This window comes from Nocardioides sp. NBC_00850 (assembly GCF_045207335.1).
GTDB lineage: Bacteria > Actinomycetota > Actinomycetes > Propionibacteriales > Nocardioidaceae > Nocardioides.
Map to the genome: position 1 here is coordinate 1,339,906 of NZ_CP108845.1, position 15,518 is coordinate 1,355,423.

The window sequence follows — 15,518 nt, forward strand, 5'->3', positions numbered from 1 at the left end:
GCCCCCTCTCATGGCTGGACGCTCGCATCGTAGCGTGCCGCCGACATGGTCCTTGACCGTCCAGCGGCGGCGCCCCTAATCTGTGACCGGTGGTCACATGACCACTGGTCACGTTCGGGCGGAGGCGCAGTGTTCACCACTGGCAACGACATCCTGATGCGCCGATCCCAGGCGGTTGCCGAGTCGGTCGCGGCTCGCTTCGTGCCGACGTCCTACTCGCAGGTGGACCGGATGGGCGGCACCGTGGTCCGGCTGGTCCTGCCGCCCTACCTCGTCGAGTTCGACCTGGACTGGATGGACAACGTGGTCGAGGTCTTCGTCCAGCCCCTGCAGCCGGATCGGCCCGTGTCGAACAGGACCCGGCGACGGCTGGTGGCGATGCTCCCCGCGTATGACCGGGCGTTGTTCGAGAGCGAGACCATGCGAGCGGTCGGGCGCGGTGGGCTGCGTGGCATGGCAGCCCAGATCGACGCCGCCGCCCGTGCGTTCGAGAGGTTCTGCGACGACACCCCGGCGCGCAGGGAAGCCGGCTTCTGACGCCGCGAGGTCAGTCCAGCGGGAGCGGGGAGCTCTCTTTCGTGTTGCCGAAGGCGAAGGTGGTCTCGATCGAGGCGAGCGCCGGCATGGTGCGGAGGTTGTCGCGCAGGAACCTCTCGTAGGTCTCGAACGACGGGGTGACGACCTTCAGCAGGTAGTCGTGGTCGCCGGCCAGGACGTACGCCTCGGTGACCTCGGGGATGTCGCGAAGGTGCTCCTCGACGGTCTCGACCGCTGCGGTCGTGTGGGTGGCCATCTTGATGCGTACGAACGCGGTGATGTTCATACCGACGGTGTGCGGGTCGACGACGGCGCGGTAGCCGCTGATCACTCCGGCCTCCTCCAGGGCTCGTACGCGGCGCAGGCATGGGGAGGGGGAGAGGCCGACGCGGTCGGCGAGCTCCTGGTTGGTCAGGCGGCCGTTCTGCTGCAGCTCCCAGAGGATGTGCTTGTCGGTCTCATCGATCGCACGCATGTTGGCAGATTCTGCCACCGAGCCGCGTGAACGTGGCAGATCAGGCAATCATGTGCGCCTTCGTTTTTCCTATCGTGGCGCGCTATGGGGATGCAACCGGGTGGTGGGAATCGGGCGCTGGCGGGATGGTCGGCGCTGGGGATGACGGTGGTGCTGTGGTCGTCGTTCGCGCTGAGCACGCGCGGCATCGGCGGGTCGAGCCTGACCGTCGCCGATGCGGCGTTCCTCCGGTTCGCGACGCCGGTGGTGCTGTTGGCTCCGCTGCTGCCGAGCACGATCAGGGCCGTACGCCGCGAGCGGCCGTACGTCCTCGCGCTGCTGCTCGTGGGTGGGCTCCCGCACTTCCTCGTGTTCGCGTTCGGCGCCCAGCTGACCAGTGCCGCGCTCACCGGGATGCTGGTCCCGGGCACGGTCCCGCTCTTCGTCACGCTGCTCGCGCTGGCGCATGGCCGGGCTTCGATGTCGCCGCGGCGGGTGGTCGCGCTGGGACTCATCACGGCAGGTGTGGCAGTGAGTGGGTTCCTGGTCGGTGGCGGCGCGTCCCTGGGCGGGGTCGGGCTGCTGCTCGTCGGCGGCTTCGCCTGGGCGGTGTTCACGTCGGGCCTGCAGCGTACGAGCCTGACGCTCCTGCAGATGGTGCTGACCGTCTGCATCGTCTCGAGCCTGACCGCGCTCGTCCTGACCTCGTTCGGCGCGATGCCGTCGCACCTGCTCGCGGGCACCGCCGAGCTCGACGACGTGCTGCTCCTCACCGTCCTCCAGGGCATCGGGACCGGTCTGATGTCGACGCTCTGCTACGCCTTCTCCGTCAAGGCGCTCGGTAGCGGCCGGGCCTCCGTGGGCGGCGCGGTGAGCCCGGTGCTGACCGCCGTCGTCGCCGTGCCGATATTCGGTGAGCGCATCGGTGTCGGCCTCGCCGTCGCGCTGGCCCTCATCGTGGCCGGCGTCGCCACGTTCAACCGGGTCTCCACCGGCGAGGTAGCCGGTTCAGTCGCCCGCCGGAACCACCATCGGCGAACCGGCGACCGGGTCGGGCACGACGACGCACGGCAGCCCGAACGCCTTCTCGACGACCTCCGCGGTGACCACCTCGGCCGGGGGCCCCTCGGCGAGGATCCGGCCGTCGGCCATGACCACGAGGTGATCGCTGTAGCGGCAGGCCAGGTTGAGGTCGTGCAGCACCGTGACGATGGTGCGTCCGGTCTCCCGGTTGAGCGTACGCAGCAGTCTGAGCAGGTCGACCTGATGACTGATGTCGAGGTAGGTCGTCGGCTCGTCGAGCAGTAATAGGTCGGTCTGCTGGGCGAGCGCCATCGCGATCCAGACCCGCTGGCGCTGGCCCCCGGACAGCGCGCGCAGCGGGCGGTCGACGAGCTCGCCGGTGTCGGTGGCGGCGAGCGCCTCGGCGACCGCCTCCTCGTCGCGCGCGCTCCAGTGGCGGAACCAGCCCTGGTGCGGATGGCGTCCGCGCGAGACCAGATCGCCGACCGTGATGGCGTCCGGGGCGACCGGGGTCTGGGGGAGCAGCCCGAGGACCCGGGCGACCTCGCGGGAGCCACGGTCGAGGATCGGGGTCCCGTCGAGCAGCACCTCGCCGGCGGACGGACGCAGCAGCCGGGCGAGGCCCCGCATCAGCGTCGACTTGCCGCAGGCGTTGGCGCCGACGATCGCGGTCACCCGCCCGTCGAGGACGTCGAGATCGAGCCGGTCGACGACCACCCGGTCGTCGTAGCCCAGCGTCAGCTCGCGCGCCGCGAGCCGCGGCGGCTGGGTCGTTTCCGGCTGGGTCGTTTCCGGCTGGGTCATCCGCCCATCCCTCTCCGGTTGGTGGTGGCGATGAGCCACAGCAGGTACGGCGCGCCGACGGCGCCGGTGACGACACCGGTCGGGACCTCGACCGGCAGCAGGTTCATGGCGACGTAGTCCGCGATCAGGCACACGATCGCCCCGACCGCACCGGCGGCGACGATGCCGCCGCGGGCGCTGCCGAGCATCCGGTCGGCGATCGGTCCGGCCACGAGGGCGACGAACGCGATCGGCCCGGCGACCGCGGTCGCCAGTGAGGTCAGCAGGACGCCGGTCGCGATCAGGGCGAGTCGGGTGGCCTCGATGCGTACGCCCAGACCGCGGGCGGTGTCGTCGCCCAGCTCGACGGCGCGGAGCAGCCGCTGGAGCAGCGGTACCAGCGGGGCGAGCACGATGATGGCGACCAGCAGCGCGTTGTTCTCCGCGTCGCCGGCCTGCCCGATCGATCCGGTCAGCCAGTGCAGCGCGGCCCGGGCCTCGGTGAGCGAGGTGCGGGTGAGGAGATAGCCGGTGACCCCGGTGCAGAACGCCGCCGTCCCGATCCCGATCAGCACGAAGCGATAGCCGGTGATGCCGTCGCGCCAGGCCAGGACGTACATCACGGCGGCCGTGACCAGACCGCCGCCGAAGGCCAGCAGCGGAATGCTCACCCCGCCGAGGGCGGGCACCGCGATGCCGGCGACGGCCGCGACGCTCGCGCCAGCGGAGATGCCGACGAAGTCGGGGGAGGCGAGCGGGTTGCGCAGCAGCTGCTGGAAGATCGTGCCGGCGGCGCCGAGGGCCAGCCCGACGCACACGGCCGCCTTGACCTGTGGCCCGGTCAGGTCGCGCACGATGAAGTCGACGGCGGCGTGGTCGCGCAGATGCAGCAGCGAGGCCAGCACCTGGTCCAGGCTGAGCTGGACCGAGCCGAAGCAGAGCGTGAGCAGGGCCAGGACGGCAGCGACGACGAGCAGGACGACAGGTACGACGCCCGCGCGGACCCGACGGCTGCGCCGCGTGCGCCGCAGAGCTGTGACGGTCTGGGGCATGAGGCTCATAGGTCCGCCAGCCGGGCGTAGCGGACGAGGAGCACGAAGAACGGGGCGCCGATGATGCCGAGGACCACGCCGACCTGGAGCTCCCCGGTGCCGCCCAGGACGCGACCGAGGATGTCCGCGCCGAGCAGCAGCAGGGCACCCAGCACCATCGAGTAGGGCAGCACCCAGCGATAGTCGGGACCACACAGGAACCGCGCCACGTGCGGCACCACCAGACCGACGAAGACGATGGGACCGCACGCCGCGGTCGCGGCACCGCAGAGCAGCCCGACCACGAGGAACGACAGGATGCGCGTACGCGTCAGGGAGACGCCCAGCCCGCGAGCGGCATCGTCGCCCAGGGCCAGCGCGTTGAGCCAGCGGCCGCACAGCAGCGCCAGGACGACGCCGACCAGCAGGAACGGAGCCACGCCCGTCACGATCGGGGCGTAGCGGCCGGCCAGCGAGCCGACCTGCCAGAAGCGGTACTGCTGCTGGGCGTCGAGGTCGGTGAGCAGCAGCCCGGTCGTCACCGCGGTCAGCCCGGCGGTGATCGCGGCCCCGGCGAGGGCCATCTTCACCGGCGTCGCGCCGTCGCGTCCCAGCGAGCCCACCGAGTAGACGAGGACGGTCGCCGCGAGCGCCCCGGCGAACGCCGCGACGACATGGAACCCGAGCGAGCCGATGCCGAGCAGGGTGATCGAGCCGACCACGGCGAAGGCGGCCCCGGCGTTGACGCCCATGATCCCCGGATCGGCGATGGCGTTGCGGGTCAGGCCCTGCAGCAGGGTGCCGGCGAGCCCGAGGGCTGCGCCCGCGAGGAGTCCGAGCACGGTCCGGGGCACCCGCAGACGTACGGTCACGGTGTCCTCGACCGACGAGGAGCTGCTGAAGTGGCGGAAGGCGTCGAGGACCTGGCTCAGTGCGATGTCGCGCGACCCGAGGGTCACGCTGAAGAAGGCGAGGACGGGCACCAGTGCGACGAGCAGCAGCAGGCCGACGGCGAGCCCGGAGGCTCGCCGTCGTACCGGTGCGGGTGCCGCGGTGGCGACAGAGGTGCTCACCGCCGGGGTCAGTCGCCGATGGTGTCGTCGACGTCGGCCAGGTCGGCGGTCAGCTTGGTCAGGGCCTCGGCGTAGTCGGCGTAGGTGTGCAGCCAGAAGGCGGGCCACTCGATGACCTGGCCGGCCTCGGCCGCTCGGATCGACGTCCAGGTCGGCTGGCCCTCGGCCGTCTTCGTGGCGTCCACGAAGGTGCGGCTGTCGATCAGCAGGACGTCGGGCTGGTACTTGTCGGCGTTCTCCCAGCTCAGGTTCTCCCAATAGGGGAAGTCCGGGTCCGGCGAGTCCGGCGCGACCACCTGCAGGCCCCACTCGGTGAAGTCCAGCAGCTCCGGGGCGTACTCCGGGTTGGCGGCGTAGAGCAGATCGTCGGCGGGGGAGACCGCGAGCGCGGTCAGGTCCTTGTCCTTCATCTCCGCGATGAAGCCGTCGCGCGCCTTCTCGAAGGCCGCCTTGTCCTTGGCCCCCTGGGAGTTCTCGACGTCGGCGCCGAGGCTTTCGGCGAGATCCTCGTAACCCTCGGCAAGGTTGAGGATCGAGCCACCCTGGGACGGGCCGACGACCGGAGCCAGCTCGGCGAGCTTCTTGCTCTTCGCCTTGGTGCCGTTCTCCAGCCCCGAGTGGGCCTTCTCTGCCGGCCACCAGTCGGCGACGATCAGGTCCGGGCTCAGCGTGGACGCCTTGGCGACGTCGATCGAGCCCCACTCCTCACCGAGCACCTCGATGTCGGTCAGGTCGACGCCGTCCAGGTTGGGGTCGGTCTCGACCGGCTCGTCGCCGTAGATGCCGACCGGCCGGATGCCGTACGAGATCAGCGCGGCGGCCGCCGGGGCGTGCGCGATGATCCGGGTCGGTGCCTCGTCGATCTTCACGACCTCGCCCGAGCCGTCGGTGAAGCTCCACGGACCGTCGGGAACCGAGGACGCACCCGATGCCGGCTTCGCGCCGTCGTCGTCGGCGATGTCGGAGGAGCAGGCGGACAGCGCCAGGGCCAGGGCAGCGACCGTGGTGATCACGAGGTGGGGTCTCATGAGGTGAGGCTAACCTAATTTTGCCCCGGGCGGGATGTGATCGGTTGACTAGGAAAGCGCCCGGCGAGCGGTGTCGAGGAACGTACGGAACGACTCTCGGTCCTCGGGTCCGAGCTCGGCCAGCATCTGCTCCTCGAGCTCTTCGACGCGCGGGTCGTACGCGTCGAGGAAGGCGCGGCCCTCGGTGGTGAGGCTGATCAGCATGCGGCGCCGGTTGTCGGGGTCGATGCTGCGCTCGATGAGACCGCGGCGCTCGAGGGCGCCGATGAGATCGGCGGCGGACTGGGCGCGTACGAACGAGGCGCGGGCCAGGTCGGCGGCGCTCATCGTGGGGCGGCGCTCGAGCACCGAGAGCGCGGTGTACTGCAGGGCCGTGACCCCTGATTCCTTCAGGACGGCGTCGAGGCGGGCTCGGGTCGCGAGCTCGAGCTGCTTGACGACGTAGAGCAGCAGGGGTGCGTCGGTCATGCGGTCATTCAAGCATCGCTTCGCTTGCGGGAGGCGCCTACTTCTGAGATTATCAGGATTCCTGTCAATCACGAGGAGTTCATCATGCTCGGAACCCCCCTGCCCGATGCCCTGCGGGCAGAGCGCGTCGACGACATCGCGGTACTGACGCTCGCCCGGCCCGCGAAGCGGAACGCGCTCAGCGACGAGGCGGTGCTCGGGATCGAGCGGTTCTTCGATGGCCTCGAGCCAGACGTACGCGCCGTCGTCATCGACGCGGACGGCGACCACTTCTGCGCCGGGCTCGACCTGTCCGAGATGACCGAGCGGGACACCCTCGCCGGGGTCAGCCACTCGCGGATGTGGCACCGGGTCTTCGAGAAGATCGAGTTCGGGCCGGTCCCGGTCGTGGCGGCGCTCAAGGGGGCCGTGGTCGGGGGCGGGCTGGAGCTCGCCGCCGCCGCGCACATCCGGGTCGCGGAGGAGTGCACCTTCTACGCCCTGCCCGAGGGGCAGCGCGGGCTCTTCGTCGGCGGCGGCGCGTCGGTGCGCGTACCCCGGCTCATCGGGGTCTCCCGGATGGCCGACATGATGCTGACCGGCCGTCGCTACGACGCGCAGGAGGGGCTGGGACTCGGCCTGAGCCAGTACGCCGTGGCCGACGGCACCGGCCGCAAGACCGCCCTCGAGCTGGCCGCCCGGATCGCCCAGAACGCGCCGCAGACCAACTTCGCCGTCGTGCAGGCGCTGCCGCGTATCGCCGAGGCCAACCCTCGAGACGGCTTCCTGATGGAGTCGCTGATGGCCGCGATCGCCCAGGGGACCAACGATGCGAAGGGCCGGATGCAGGACTTCCTCGACGGCCGGGCCAGGAAGGTGACGGACCAGTGAGCGCGACCCAGCAACAGATCGAGCAGGGCGACATCGTCTGGACCCCGCCCGCCGACGTGCTCGCCACCTCCCGCGTCGGTGAGTTCCTGGCCTGGCTCGCCCGCGAGCGCGACCTGGAGATGACCACCCACGAGGAGCTGTGGCGCTGGTCGGTGACCGACCTGGACGGCTTCTGGTCGGCGGTGTGGGAGTTCTTCGGGGTGCAGGCGCACGCTCCGTACGACTCCGTCCTCGCCTCGCGCGAGATGCCCGGAGCGCGCTGGTTCCCGGGGGCGCTGCTCAACTATGCCGAGCACGCGCTCGGCACCGACGAGGATCTCGACCGGGTCGCCGTGCTCGGCCGTTCGCAGACGCGTGACGACGTCGAGCTCACCTTCGGCGACCTGCGCGACCAGGTGGCCCGGGCGCGGGCGGCGCTGGAGAAGCTGGGCGTACGTCGCGGCGACCGCGTCGCCGGCTACCTGCCCAACATCCCCGAGGCCCTGGTCGCCTACCTCGCCACCGCCAGCCTGGGTGCGACCTGGGCGAGCTGCGCCAGCGAGTTCGGGCCGCGCAGCGTCATCGACCGCTTCGCCCAGATCGAGCCGGTCGTGCTGCTGGTCGCCGGCGGCTACCGCTACGGCGCCAAGGACATCGACCGGCGTTCCCAGGTGGCCGAGATCCGGGCCGAGCTGCCGTCGGTGCGCCATGTGGTCGATGTCGAGTACGGCCCGCACCGCGTCGAGGACGCGCTCTCCTGGACCGCCCTGCTCGACTCGGAGCGCGGGGCGGAGCTCGTCTTCGAGCCGGTGCCCTTCGACCACCCGCTGGTGGTGCTCTTCTCCTCCGGTACGACCGGCCGGCCGAAGGCGATCGTCCACGGCCACGGCGGCATCCTGCTCGAGCACCTCAAGAACCACGCGCTCTCGTGGGACATGGGGCCCGAGGACCGGATGCTCTGGTTCTCCACGACCGCCTGGATGATGTGGAACGCCCTGGTCTCCTCGCTCCTGGTCCGCTCCTCGATCGTCATGGTCGACGGCAACCCGATGCACCCCGACCTGACCTGGCAGTGGCGGCTCGCGGCGTCGACGGGGGCAACGGTGATGGGTGCCAGTCCTGGGTTCGTGATGGCCTGCCGCAAGGATGGCGTCGACCTGAAGGACCTCGGTGACCTGCGGGTTCGCGTCCTCGGCTCGGCCGGAGCCCCGCTCCCGCCCGAGGGCTACGCCTGGCTGCGGGACCAGCTTCCGGGGGCGCAGATCAACGTCGGCAGCGGCGGCACCGACGTCTGCTCCGGCATCGTGCAGAACAACCCGCTGCTCCCGGTCTACGCCGGCGAGATCTCCGGCCGCTGCCTCGGCGTCGACGCCCACGCCTACGACGAGGCCGGCCGCCCGGTCACAGGCGTGCTCGGCGAGCTCGTCATCACCTCGCCGATGCCCTCGATGCCGGTCGGGTTCTGGGGCGACGAGGACGGCAGCCGCTATCGCGCGGCCTACTTCGACCACTATCCCGGCGTATGGCGCCACGGCGACTGGATCCTCTTCCACGACAACGGCAGCTGCCACGTCGCCGGCCGTTCCGACGCGACCCTCAACCGAGGAGGCGTACGCCTCGGCACCGCCGAGTTCTACCGCGTCGCCGAGGAGGTGGACGGTGTCGCCGACTCACTGGTCGTCCACCTCGAGGACCCCGATGGAGGCAACGGGGAGCTGCTGCTCTTCGTGGTCACCGACGAGGGCACCCGGCTCGATGACTCGCTCCGGGCCCGACTGGTCCGCGCGCTGCGGTCGGCGCTCTCCCCGCGGCACATCCCCGACCAGGTGATCGAGGTGCCCGCGGTGCCGCGCAACCTCACCGGCAAGAAGCTCGAGCTGCCGGCCAAACGCATCCTGCAGGGCGTACGTCCTGAGGACGTCGCCAGCCGGGACGCACTCGCCGACCCGGCGTCCCTGGACCCGTTCGTCGCGCTGGCGACCTCGGGCGCGCTGAGCAGGAGGACCGTATGAGAAGCGGAGAGACCGTTCGTACGCTCGGGGTCGTCGGCACCGGCGCGATCGGGGTCAGCTGGGTGGTGCTCGGGCTCGAGCACGGGCTCGACGTGGTCGCCTGGGACCCGGCCGAGGGCGCCGAGGAGCGGTTGCGTGCGCAGGTTTCCGTGCCAAGCGGAGCGGCTGGCTCCTTGCGATTCGCAGACAGTCTCGAGGAGGTCGGCGCGGCCGCCGACCTGGTGCTCGAGAGCGGACCCGAGCGGCTCGAGGTCAAGCGCGAGATCTTCGCCGCGCTCGACGCGGCCGCCGCGGGCGACGTACTGCTGACCAGCAGCTCCTCGGGCCTGATGCCGAGCACGTTCCAGGACGCCTGCACGCATCATCCGGAGCGGGTGCTCGTGGCGCACCCGTTCAACCCACCGCACCTGGTGCCGCTGGTCGAGGTCGTGGGCGGGTCGGCGACGTCGGTGGAGGCCGTCGAGGCAGCCCTGGAGACCCTGCGCCACCTGGGCAAACGTCCCATCCACATCCGCCGCGAGGTCCCCGGGCACGTGGCCAACCGGCTCCAGGCGGCGCTGTGGCGCGAGGCCTACCACCTCGTCGACCAGGGCATCGTCTCGGTCGCCGACATCGACACCGCTATCGCCGACGGCCCCGGGCTGCGCTGGTCCCTGCTCGGCCCCTTCGCGACCCAGCACCTCTCCGGCGGCCCGGGCGGGCTCGGGCACGTGCTCGAGCATCTCGGCCCGCCGATGGTCGAATGGTGGGACGACCTCGGTCACCCGGAGCTCACAGCGGGGCTGGTCGAGAAGCTGGTCGACGGGGTCGACGAGGAGCTCGACGGCACCTCTGCCGAGGACCTCGTCGGGCGCCGTGACCAGGCGCTGCGGCGATTGCTGGAGATCAAGACCGACCTCGGGCTCGGCTGAGCCCACGAGACGAACGAGGATCGACATGTTGGACAGCGGCATCGGATCGTGGCCCGCCCGCCGGGCCCGGATGACCCCTGACGCTCGGGCGTTCGTGCAGGACGACGAGGTGGTGACGTACGCCGAGGCCGACCGCCTCGTCGAGGGGGTCGCCCACGGGCTGCGCGCCCGCGGAGTCGCGGCCGGCGACCGGGTCGCCTTCCTCGGCCTGAACTCGATCGAGCTCGCGGTCACGCTCTTCGCCACCGCGCGGCTGGGGGCGGTCTTCCTGCCGCTCAACACCCGGCTGGCGCCGCCCGAGCTGGCCTGGATCCTCACCGACGCCGAGCCGGCGCTGCTGGTCCACGCCGACGACTTCGACGAGGCGGTCTCCTCCGAGGCGGTCGCGGCCCTCGGGCTGCCGAGCCATCGGTTCACCGCCGCCGGCGGTCACGGGCTCGACACCCTCGCGGCCCCGACCGGCGAGCGGATCGACGTCGAGGTCGGGCTGGACGACGTCTTCATGATCCAGTACACCTCCGGCACCAGCGGCCGCCCCAAGGGCGTCATGTTGACGCACGGAAACATCGCCTGGAACGCCTTCAACCTGCTCGTCGACGTCGACGTCCGCTCCGACGAGATCGCCCTGGTCACCGCCCCGCTGTTCCACACCGCCGCGCTCAACCAGGTGCTGCTCCCGACCTTCCTCAAGGGCGGTACGTCCCTCATCGCGGCCCGCTTCGACCCGGCCGCCGCGATCGCCACCATCGAGCGGGAGCGGGTCACCCTGCTCTTCGGCGTCACCTCGATGTACCAGGCGCTCGCCCAGGAGCCGACCTGGGCGACCGCCGACCTCGACAGTCTCCGCTCGGCCCTGAGCGGTGGTGCGCCGATCCCGCGCACGCTCCTCGACACCTGGCAGAGCCGCGGACTGCACATCATCCAGGGCTACGGCCTGACCGAAGCCTCCCCGGGGACGACCATGCTGCGCGCCGGCGACGGCCTCGACAAGCTCGGCTCGGCCGGCACCCCCTGCTTCTTCACCGACATACGCGTCGTGGCGCCCGGCAACGAGGAGGCGGCCCCCGGACAGGCCGGTGAGGTGCACGTCAGTGGTCCGAACGTGACCCCCGGCTACTGGCACAACGGAGCGGCGACGGAGGCTGCCTTCGACGGACCCTGGCTGCGTACGGGTGATGTCGCGATGCTCGACGACGACGGCTTCCTCTACGTGGTCGACCGGGTGAAGGACATGTTCATCAGTGGGGGCGAGAACGTCTATCCGGCAGAGGTCGAGCAGGCGATCTACACCCATCCTGGCGTCGCCGAGGCCGCCGTCATCGGCGTCCCCGACGAGCGCTGGGGCGAGGTCGGCCGCGCCGTCGTCGTACGCCGCCCCGGCTCCGCCCTCACCGAGTCCGACCTGCTGAAACACCTCGACGGACGGCTCGCCCGCTACAAGATCCCCAAGGCCGTCATCTTCGTCGACGAGATCCCGCACAACGCCTCCGGGAAGCTGCTGAAGTCCCGGGTCCGCGAGCTGTACGGCACCCCGGAAGGAACCACCCGATGACCCGCTACGAGCCACGTATCGACACCGCCTCGATCCGAGCCCTCGACATGCACACCCACGTCGAGGCCGACCATCACGGCCACTTCTCGCTCGACCAGGAGCTGATGGACGCCTCGGCGGCCTACTTCCGTGGCGACCACCCGCGCACCCCGACCGTCGACGACCTCGCCGCCTACTACCGCGAGCGCGACATGGCCGCGGTGATCTTCACCGTCGACGCCTCGACCGGCCTCGACCATCCGCCGCTGTCGAGCGAGGAGATCGCCGAGCGCGCGACCGAGCACGCCGACGTACTGATCCCGTTCGGCTCCGTCGACCCCCGCAAGGGCGAGGCCGCCGTGAAGCAGGCCCGCCGTCTCGCCGAGGACTACGGCGTACGCGGCTTCAAGTTCCATCCCGGTCTGCAGGCCTTCTCGCCGGCCGACCCCGACTTCCGTCCGCTGTGGGCGTTGCTGGAGGAGCTCGGCGTGGTCGCGCTCTTCCACACCGGCCAGACCGGGATCGGCGCCGGCCTCCCCGGTGGACGCGGCATCCGGCTGCGCTACTCCGACCCGCTGCTCCTCGACGACGTCGCCGCCGACTTCCCGGATCTCCAGATCGTGATGGCGCACCCCGCCGTCCCCTGGGTCGACGTGCAGATCTCGATCGCCACCCACAAGGCCAACGTCCACATCGACCTCTCCGGCTGGTCGCCGAAATACTTCCCGCCGCAGCTGGTCAAGCAGCTCAACGGCCCGCTGCGCCGCAAGGTTCTCTTCGGCTCCGATTTCCCGGTGATCACGCCGGACCGCTGGTTCAGCGACCTTGAGAAGCTCGAGATCAAGGACGAGGTCCGGCCGCTGTTGCTGAAGGAGAACGCGATCCGCCTGCTCGGGCTGGCCTGACCAGCGTTTTGACCATCGCACCTATTGACGGAGTGACGGGCATCACGCAGCATTGACAGGAATCCTGATAAACAGGAATCCTGAACGGAGCCCGCAATGACCCTGACCCCCGACGGCAGATGCCCGGCCGGCCCACGGACGCACATGGGCCGGATCCTCGCCAGCGCCCCCACCGGCCGCCCCAGACCGGTCCATGACCCTCGGCCGGTCGGGACGCACCGCGCGAAGGGCAACTGACATGCCCGCCACGTACGAGGACCAGCAGCTCTTCATCGGCGGCCGTCCGACCGAGTCGGTGAGCGGCCGCAGGATGGACGTCACGGATCCCAGCACCGGCAAGGTGCTGACGAGCGTGCCTGCGGGCGACGCCGCCGACGTAGCCGCCGCGGTGGCCGCCGCCCGGGAGGCCTTCGACGCCGGGCCGTGGCCACGGATGAGCGGCCGCGACCGCGCCCGCATCCTGCACCGTGTCGCCGACCTGATCCGCGAGCGGGCCGACGAGCTGGTCGAGGTCGAGAGCCGAGACGTCGGGAAGCCCGTGACCCTGGCCCGACACGTCGACGTCGAGACCGCCGCCCAGCAGTACGAGTACTGCTCCGCGCTGGCGCAGACCCTCGACGGGTCCGTGCGGGACACGCCCATCCCGGCCCTCGCCTACACCCGCCGCGAGCCCCTGGGCGTGGTCGGAGCCATCACCCCGTTCAACTTCCCGTTGATCCTGTCCAGCACGAAGATCGCGGCCGCCCTGGCGGCCGGCAACACCGTCGTCCACAAGCCGGCCGACGACACCCCGCTCAGCGCGCTGTTCATGGCCCGGCTCCTTTCCGATGCCGGGGTGCCCGACGGCGTACTCAACGTCGTGACCGGGACCGGCCCGGAGGCCGGCGACGCACTGCTACGTCACCCCGGGGTCGACAAGATCGCGTTCACCGGGTCGACGGCCGTCGGTCGCCGGGCTGCGAGTGTCGCGGGCGAGCACCTGAAGCCCGTCACCATGGAGCTCGGCGGCAACGGCGCGCACCTGGTCTTCGCCGACGCCGATATCGAGATCGCCGTGGGCGCCATCATCAAGGCCTTCGTGTTCAACACCGGCCAGTTCTGCATGGCCGGACCGCGGCTGCTCGTCGCCGCGGAGATCCACGACACGGTGGTCGACATCCTCCGGCACGCCGTCCCGGGCGTACCCCTCGGCGATCCGCGAGACCCGGCGACGATCATCGGCCCGATGGCCGGCGACCAGCACCGCAAGAAGGTCGAGGAGTACGTCGCCCTGGCCCGCCAGGAGGGCGGCCAGATCGTCACCGGCGGCGAACGTCCGGAGCTCGGAGGTGACCTCGCCGATGGGTTCTACTACGCGCCGACGGTGATCACCGGGCTGCCCGCGGACTCACGCGTCGTCAACGAGGAGGTCTTCGGGCCCGTCCTCACGGTGCAGCCGTTCGCGGACGAGGACGAGGCCGTGGCGCTCGCCAACTCCACGGCGTACGGGCTGGCGGCTGGGCTGCACACCCGCGACCTCGCCCGGGCGCACCGGGTCGCGGGCAGGCTCGACGCCGGCATCGTCTGGGTCAACGACTGGGCGATGCTCGACCCCGCGGTGCCGTTCGGCGGTGTCAAGCAGTCCGGTTTCGGCCGCGAGTACGGCCCGGAGGCGCTCGAGGCGTACACGAAGGTCCGATCCGTCGTCATCTCCCTTCCGCCGACCCCTCAGGAGGAGTCATGAGCACCACGACCCAGGCGGCGGTGGTCGAGTCTGCCGGCGCCCCGTTCACCATCGGAGACGTCGAGCTCGACGCGCTCCGTCCTGACGAGATCCTGGTGCGGATGGTCGCCGCCGGGCTGTGCCACACCGACCTCGGGGTGGCGAGCGGCGGACTGCCGTTCCCGCTCCCGGGCGTGCTCGGGCACGAGGGCGCCGGTGTGGTCCTGGAGGTCGGATCCGGAGTACGCAGCCTCGCGCCCGGCGACCAGGTGCTGCTGTCGTTCAGCTCCTGCGGGAGCTGCGCCCAGTGCCGTGACGGCCACCCGGCCTATTGCGACGTCTGGCTTCCCGCCAACCTCATCGGCGGCGCCCGGATGGACGGGACCCCGCCGGTGCGGAGGGAGGGGGAGCCGATCGGGGGCCACTTCTTCGGCCAGTCCTCCTTCTCCCGCCTCGCCGTCGTCGACGAGCGCAGCGCCGTACGCGTCGACCCGGAGGCCGACCTGTCCCTGCTCGCGCCGCTCGGGTGTGGAGTGCAGACCGGGGTCGGTGCGGTCTGGAACGTGCTCGCCCCGCGCCCAGGATCCTCGGTGGTGGTCCTCGGCGCGGGTGCCGTCGGCCTGTCCGCGGTGATGGCCGCACGTCTCACCCCGGCCACCCGGATCATCGCGGTGGACCGGGTGGCCGAGCGGCTCGAGCTGGCGCGCGAGCTGGGGGCGACCGACGTCATCGACGCCGGTCAGGTCGACGCCCTGGCCTCGGCGCTGACGGACCTGACAGGCGGTGGCGCGGACGGCGTCGTGGAGACGACCGGCAACACCGGCGTACTCCGCCACGGCATCGACGCCCTCCGCGCGCGGGGCACCGCGGTCATCGTCGGGGCGCCGCCTTTCGGCACCGAGGTGGGGATCGACGTGAACGCGATGCTGCCCGGCAAGCGGGTGACGGGGCTGACCCTCGGTGACGCCGAGACCCGCACCCTCATCCCGGCACTCGCGCGCCTGGTCGCCGACGGGCGGATGCCGCTGGACCGGTTGGTCCGGCGCTACCCGTTCGAGGACATCCAGACGGCCGTCGCCGACATGGTCTCGGGCGTCACGGTGAAACCTGTGCTCACCTTCTAACCGGTCATGGGGGCTCCTTGACAGGCGTGACGTGCATCACCCAGAATTGACAGGAATCCTGATAAACAGGAATCCTGAATGGAGCCC

14 protein-coding genes and 1 pseudogene are annotated in these 15,518 nt (G+C 71.0%); 9 read left to right on the forward strand and 6 right to left on the reverse strand.

Features of this window, described 5'->3' with window-relative positions; translation table 11 throughout:
- Positions 1–129 precede the first annotated feature (129 nt).
- The gene (locus tag OH802_RS06560) at positions 130–537 is read left to right on the forward strand and encodes a hypothetical protein (protein WP_406026257.1); all 408 of its coding nucleotides are present in this window, start codon (positions 130–132) and stop codon (positions 535–537) included.
- A gap of 10 nt (positions 538–547) precedes the next feature.
- Here the strand turns inward: OH802_RS06560 and OH802_RS06565 are convergent, their stop codons facing one another.
- A complete protein-coding gene (locus OH802_RS06565; protein ID WP_406026259.1) occupies positions 548–1,012 on the reverse strand; it encodes an Lrp/AsnC family transcriptional regulator in 465 nt (154 codons plus the stop codon).
- A gap of 459 nt (positions 1,013–1,471) precedes the next feature.
- On the opposite strand from OH802_RS06565, the pseudogene OH802_RS06570 reads away from it, so the two are divergent.
- Positions 1,472–1,909: pseudogene (locus tag OH802_RS06570) on the forward strand (EamA/RhaT family transporter); the annotation flags it as partial.
- 90 nt (positions 1,910–1,999) lie between these two features.
- Here the strand turns inward: OH802_RS06570 and OH802_RS06575 are convergent.
- Genes OH802_RS06575 through OH802_RS06595 form a run of 5 tightly spaced genes read right to left on the reverse strand, consistent with a single transcriptional unit; the run spans position 2,000 to position 6,397 of the window.
- The gene (locus OH802_RS06575) at positions 2,000–2,818 is read right to left on the reverse strand and encodes an ABC transporter ATP-binding protein (RefSeq protein ID WP_406026261.1); all 819 of its coding nucleotides are present in this window, start codon (positions 2,816–2,818) and stop codon (positions 2,000–2,002) included.
- Positions 2,815–3,849, reverse strand: a complete 1,035-nt coding sequence (locus OH802_RS06580; RefSeq protein WP_406026263.1) for a FecCD family ABC transporter permease — start codon at positions 3,847–3,849, stop codon at positions 2,815–2,817. The genes OH802_RS06575 and OH802_RS06580 overlap by 4 nt, the downstream gene beginning before the upstream one ends.
- Positions 3,850–3,854: 5 nt before the next feature.
- Entirely contained in the window at positions 3,855–4,901 is a 1,047-nt protein-coding gene (locus OH802_RS06585) for a FecCD family ABC transporter permease (RefSeq protein ID WP_406026265.1), read from the reverse strand.
- An 8-nt stretch (positions 4,902–4,909) separates the two neighbouring features.
- A complete protein-coding gene (locus tag OH802_RS06590) occupies positions 4,910–5,929 on the reverse strand; it encodes an ABC transporter substrate-binding protein (RefSeq protein WP_406026267.1) in 1,020 nt (339 codons plus the stop codon).
- Between the two features lie 48 nt (positions 5,930–5,977).
- The gene (locus OH802_RS06595; RefSeq protein WP_350660113.1) at positions 5,978–6,397 is read right to left on the reverse strand and encodes a MarR family transcriptional regulator; all 420 of its coding nucleotides are present in this window, start codon (positions 6,395–6,397) and stop codon (positions 5,978–5,980) included.
- 84 nt (positions 6,398–6,481) lie between these two features.
- On the opposite strand from OH802_RS06595, the gene OH802_RS06600 reads away from it, so the two are divergent.
- From OH802_RS06600 to OH802_RS06630, 7 genes are all read left to right on the forward strand, one after another.
- A complete protein-coding gene (locus OH802_RS06600; protein WP_406026270.1) occupies positions 6,482–7,267 on the forward strand; it encodes a crotonase/enoyl-CoA hydratase family protein in 786 nt (261 codons plus the stop codon).
- Complete coding sequence (locus tag OH802_RS06605) at positions 7,264–9,258, forward strand: acetoacetate--CoA ligase (RefSeq protein WP_406026272.1); 1,995 nt, start codon at positions 7,264–7,266, stop codon at positions 9,256–9,258. Before OH802_RS06600 ends, OH802_RS06605 begins: the two co-directional genes overlap by 4 nt.
- On the forward strand, positions 9,255–10,169 hold the full coding sequence (locus OH802_RS06610; RefSeq protein WP_406026274.1) for a 3-hydroxyacyl-CoA dehydrogenase NAD-binding domain-containing protein: 915 nt from the start codon (positions 9,255–9,257) through the stop codon (positions 10,167–10,169). The genes OH802_RS06605 and OH802_RS06610 overlap by 4 nt, the downstream gene beginning before the upstream one ends.
- A 25-nt stretch (positions 10,170–10,194) precedes the next feature.
- The gene (locus OH802_RS06615) at positions 10,195–11,721 is read left to right on the forward strand and encodes an acyl-CoA synthetase (RefSeq protein WP_406026277.1); all 1,527 of its coding nucleotides are present in this window, start codon (positions 10,195–10,197) and stop codon (positions 11,719–11,721) included.
- Complete coding sequence (gene couO, locus OH802_RS06620; protein WP_406026279.1) at positions 11,718–12,605, forward strand: 4-hydroxyphenyl-beta-ketoacyl-CoA hydrolase; 888 nt, start codon at positions 11,718–11,720, stop codon at positions 12,603–12,605. Before OH802_RS06615 ends, couO begins: the two co-directional genes overlap by 4 nt.
- Positions 12,606–12,843: 238 nt before the next feature.
- Positions 12,844–14,328: an aldehyde dehydrogenase family protein gene (locus OH802_RS06625; RefSeq protein WP_406026281.1), complete on the forward strand. Its 1,485-nt coding sequence runs from the start codon at positions 12,844–12,846 to the stop codon at positions 14,326–14,328.
- Entirely contained in the window at positions 14,325–15,431 is a 1,107-nt protein-coding gene (locus tag OH802_RS06630; protein WP_406026284.1) for an NAD(P)-dependent alcohol dehydrogenase, read from the forward strand. The genes OH802_RS06625 and OH802_RS06630 overlap by 4 nt, the downstream gene beginning before the upstream one ends.
- Positions 15,432–15,518 lie beyond the last annotated feature (87 nt).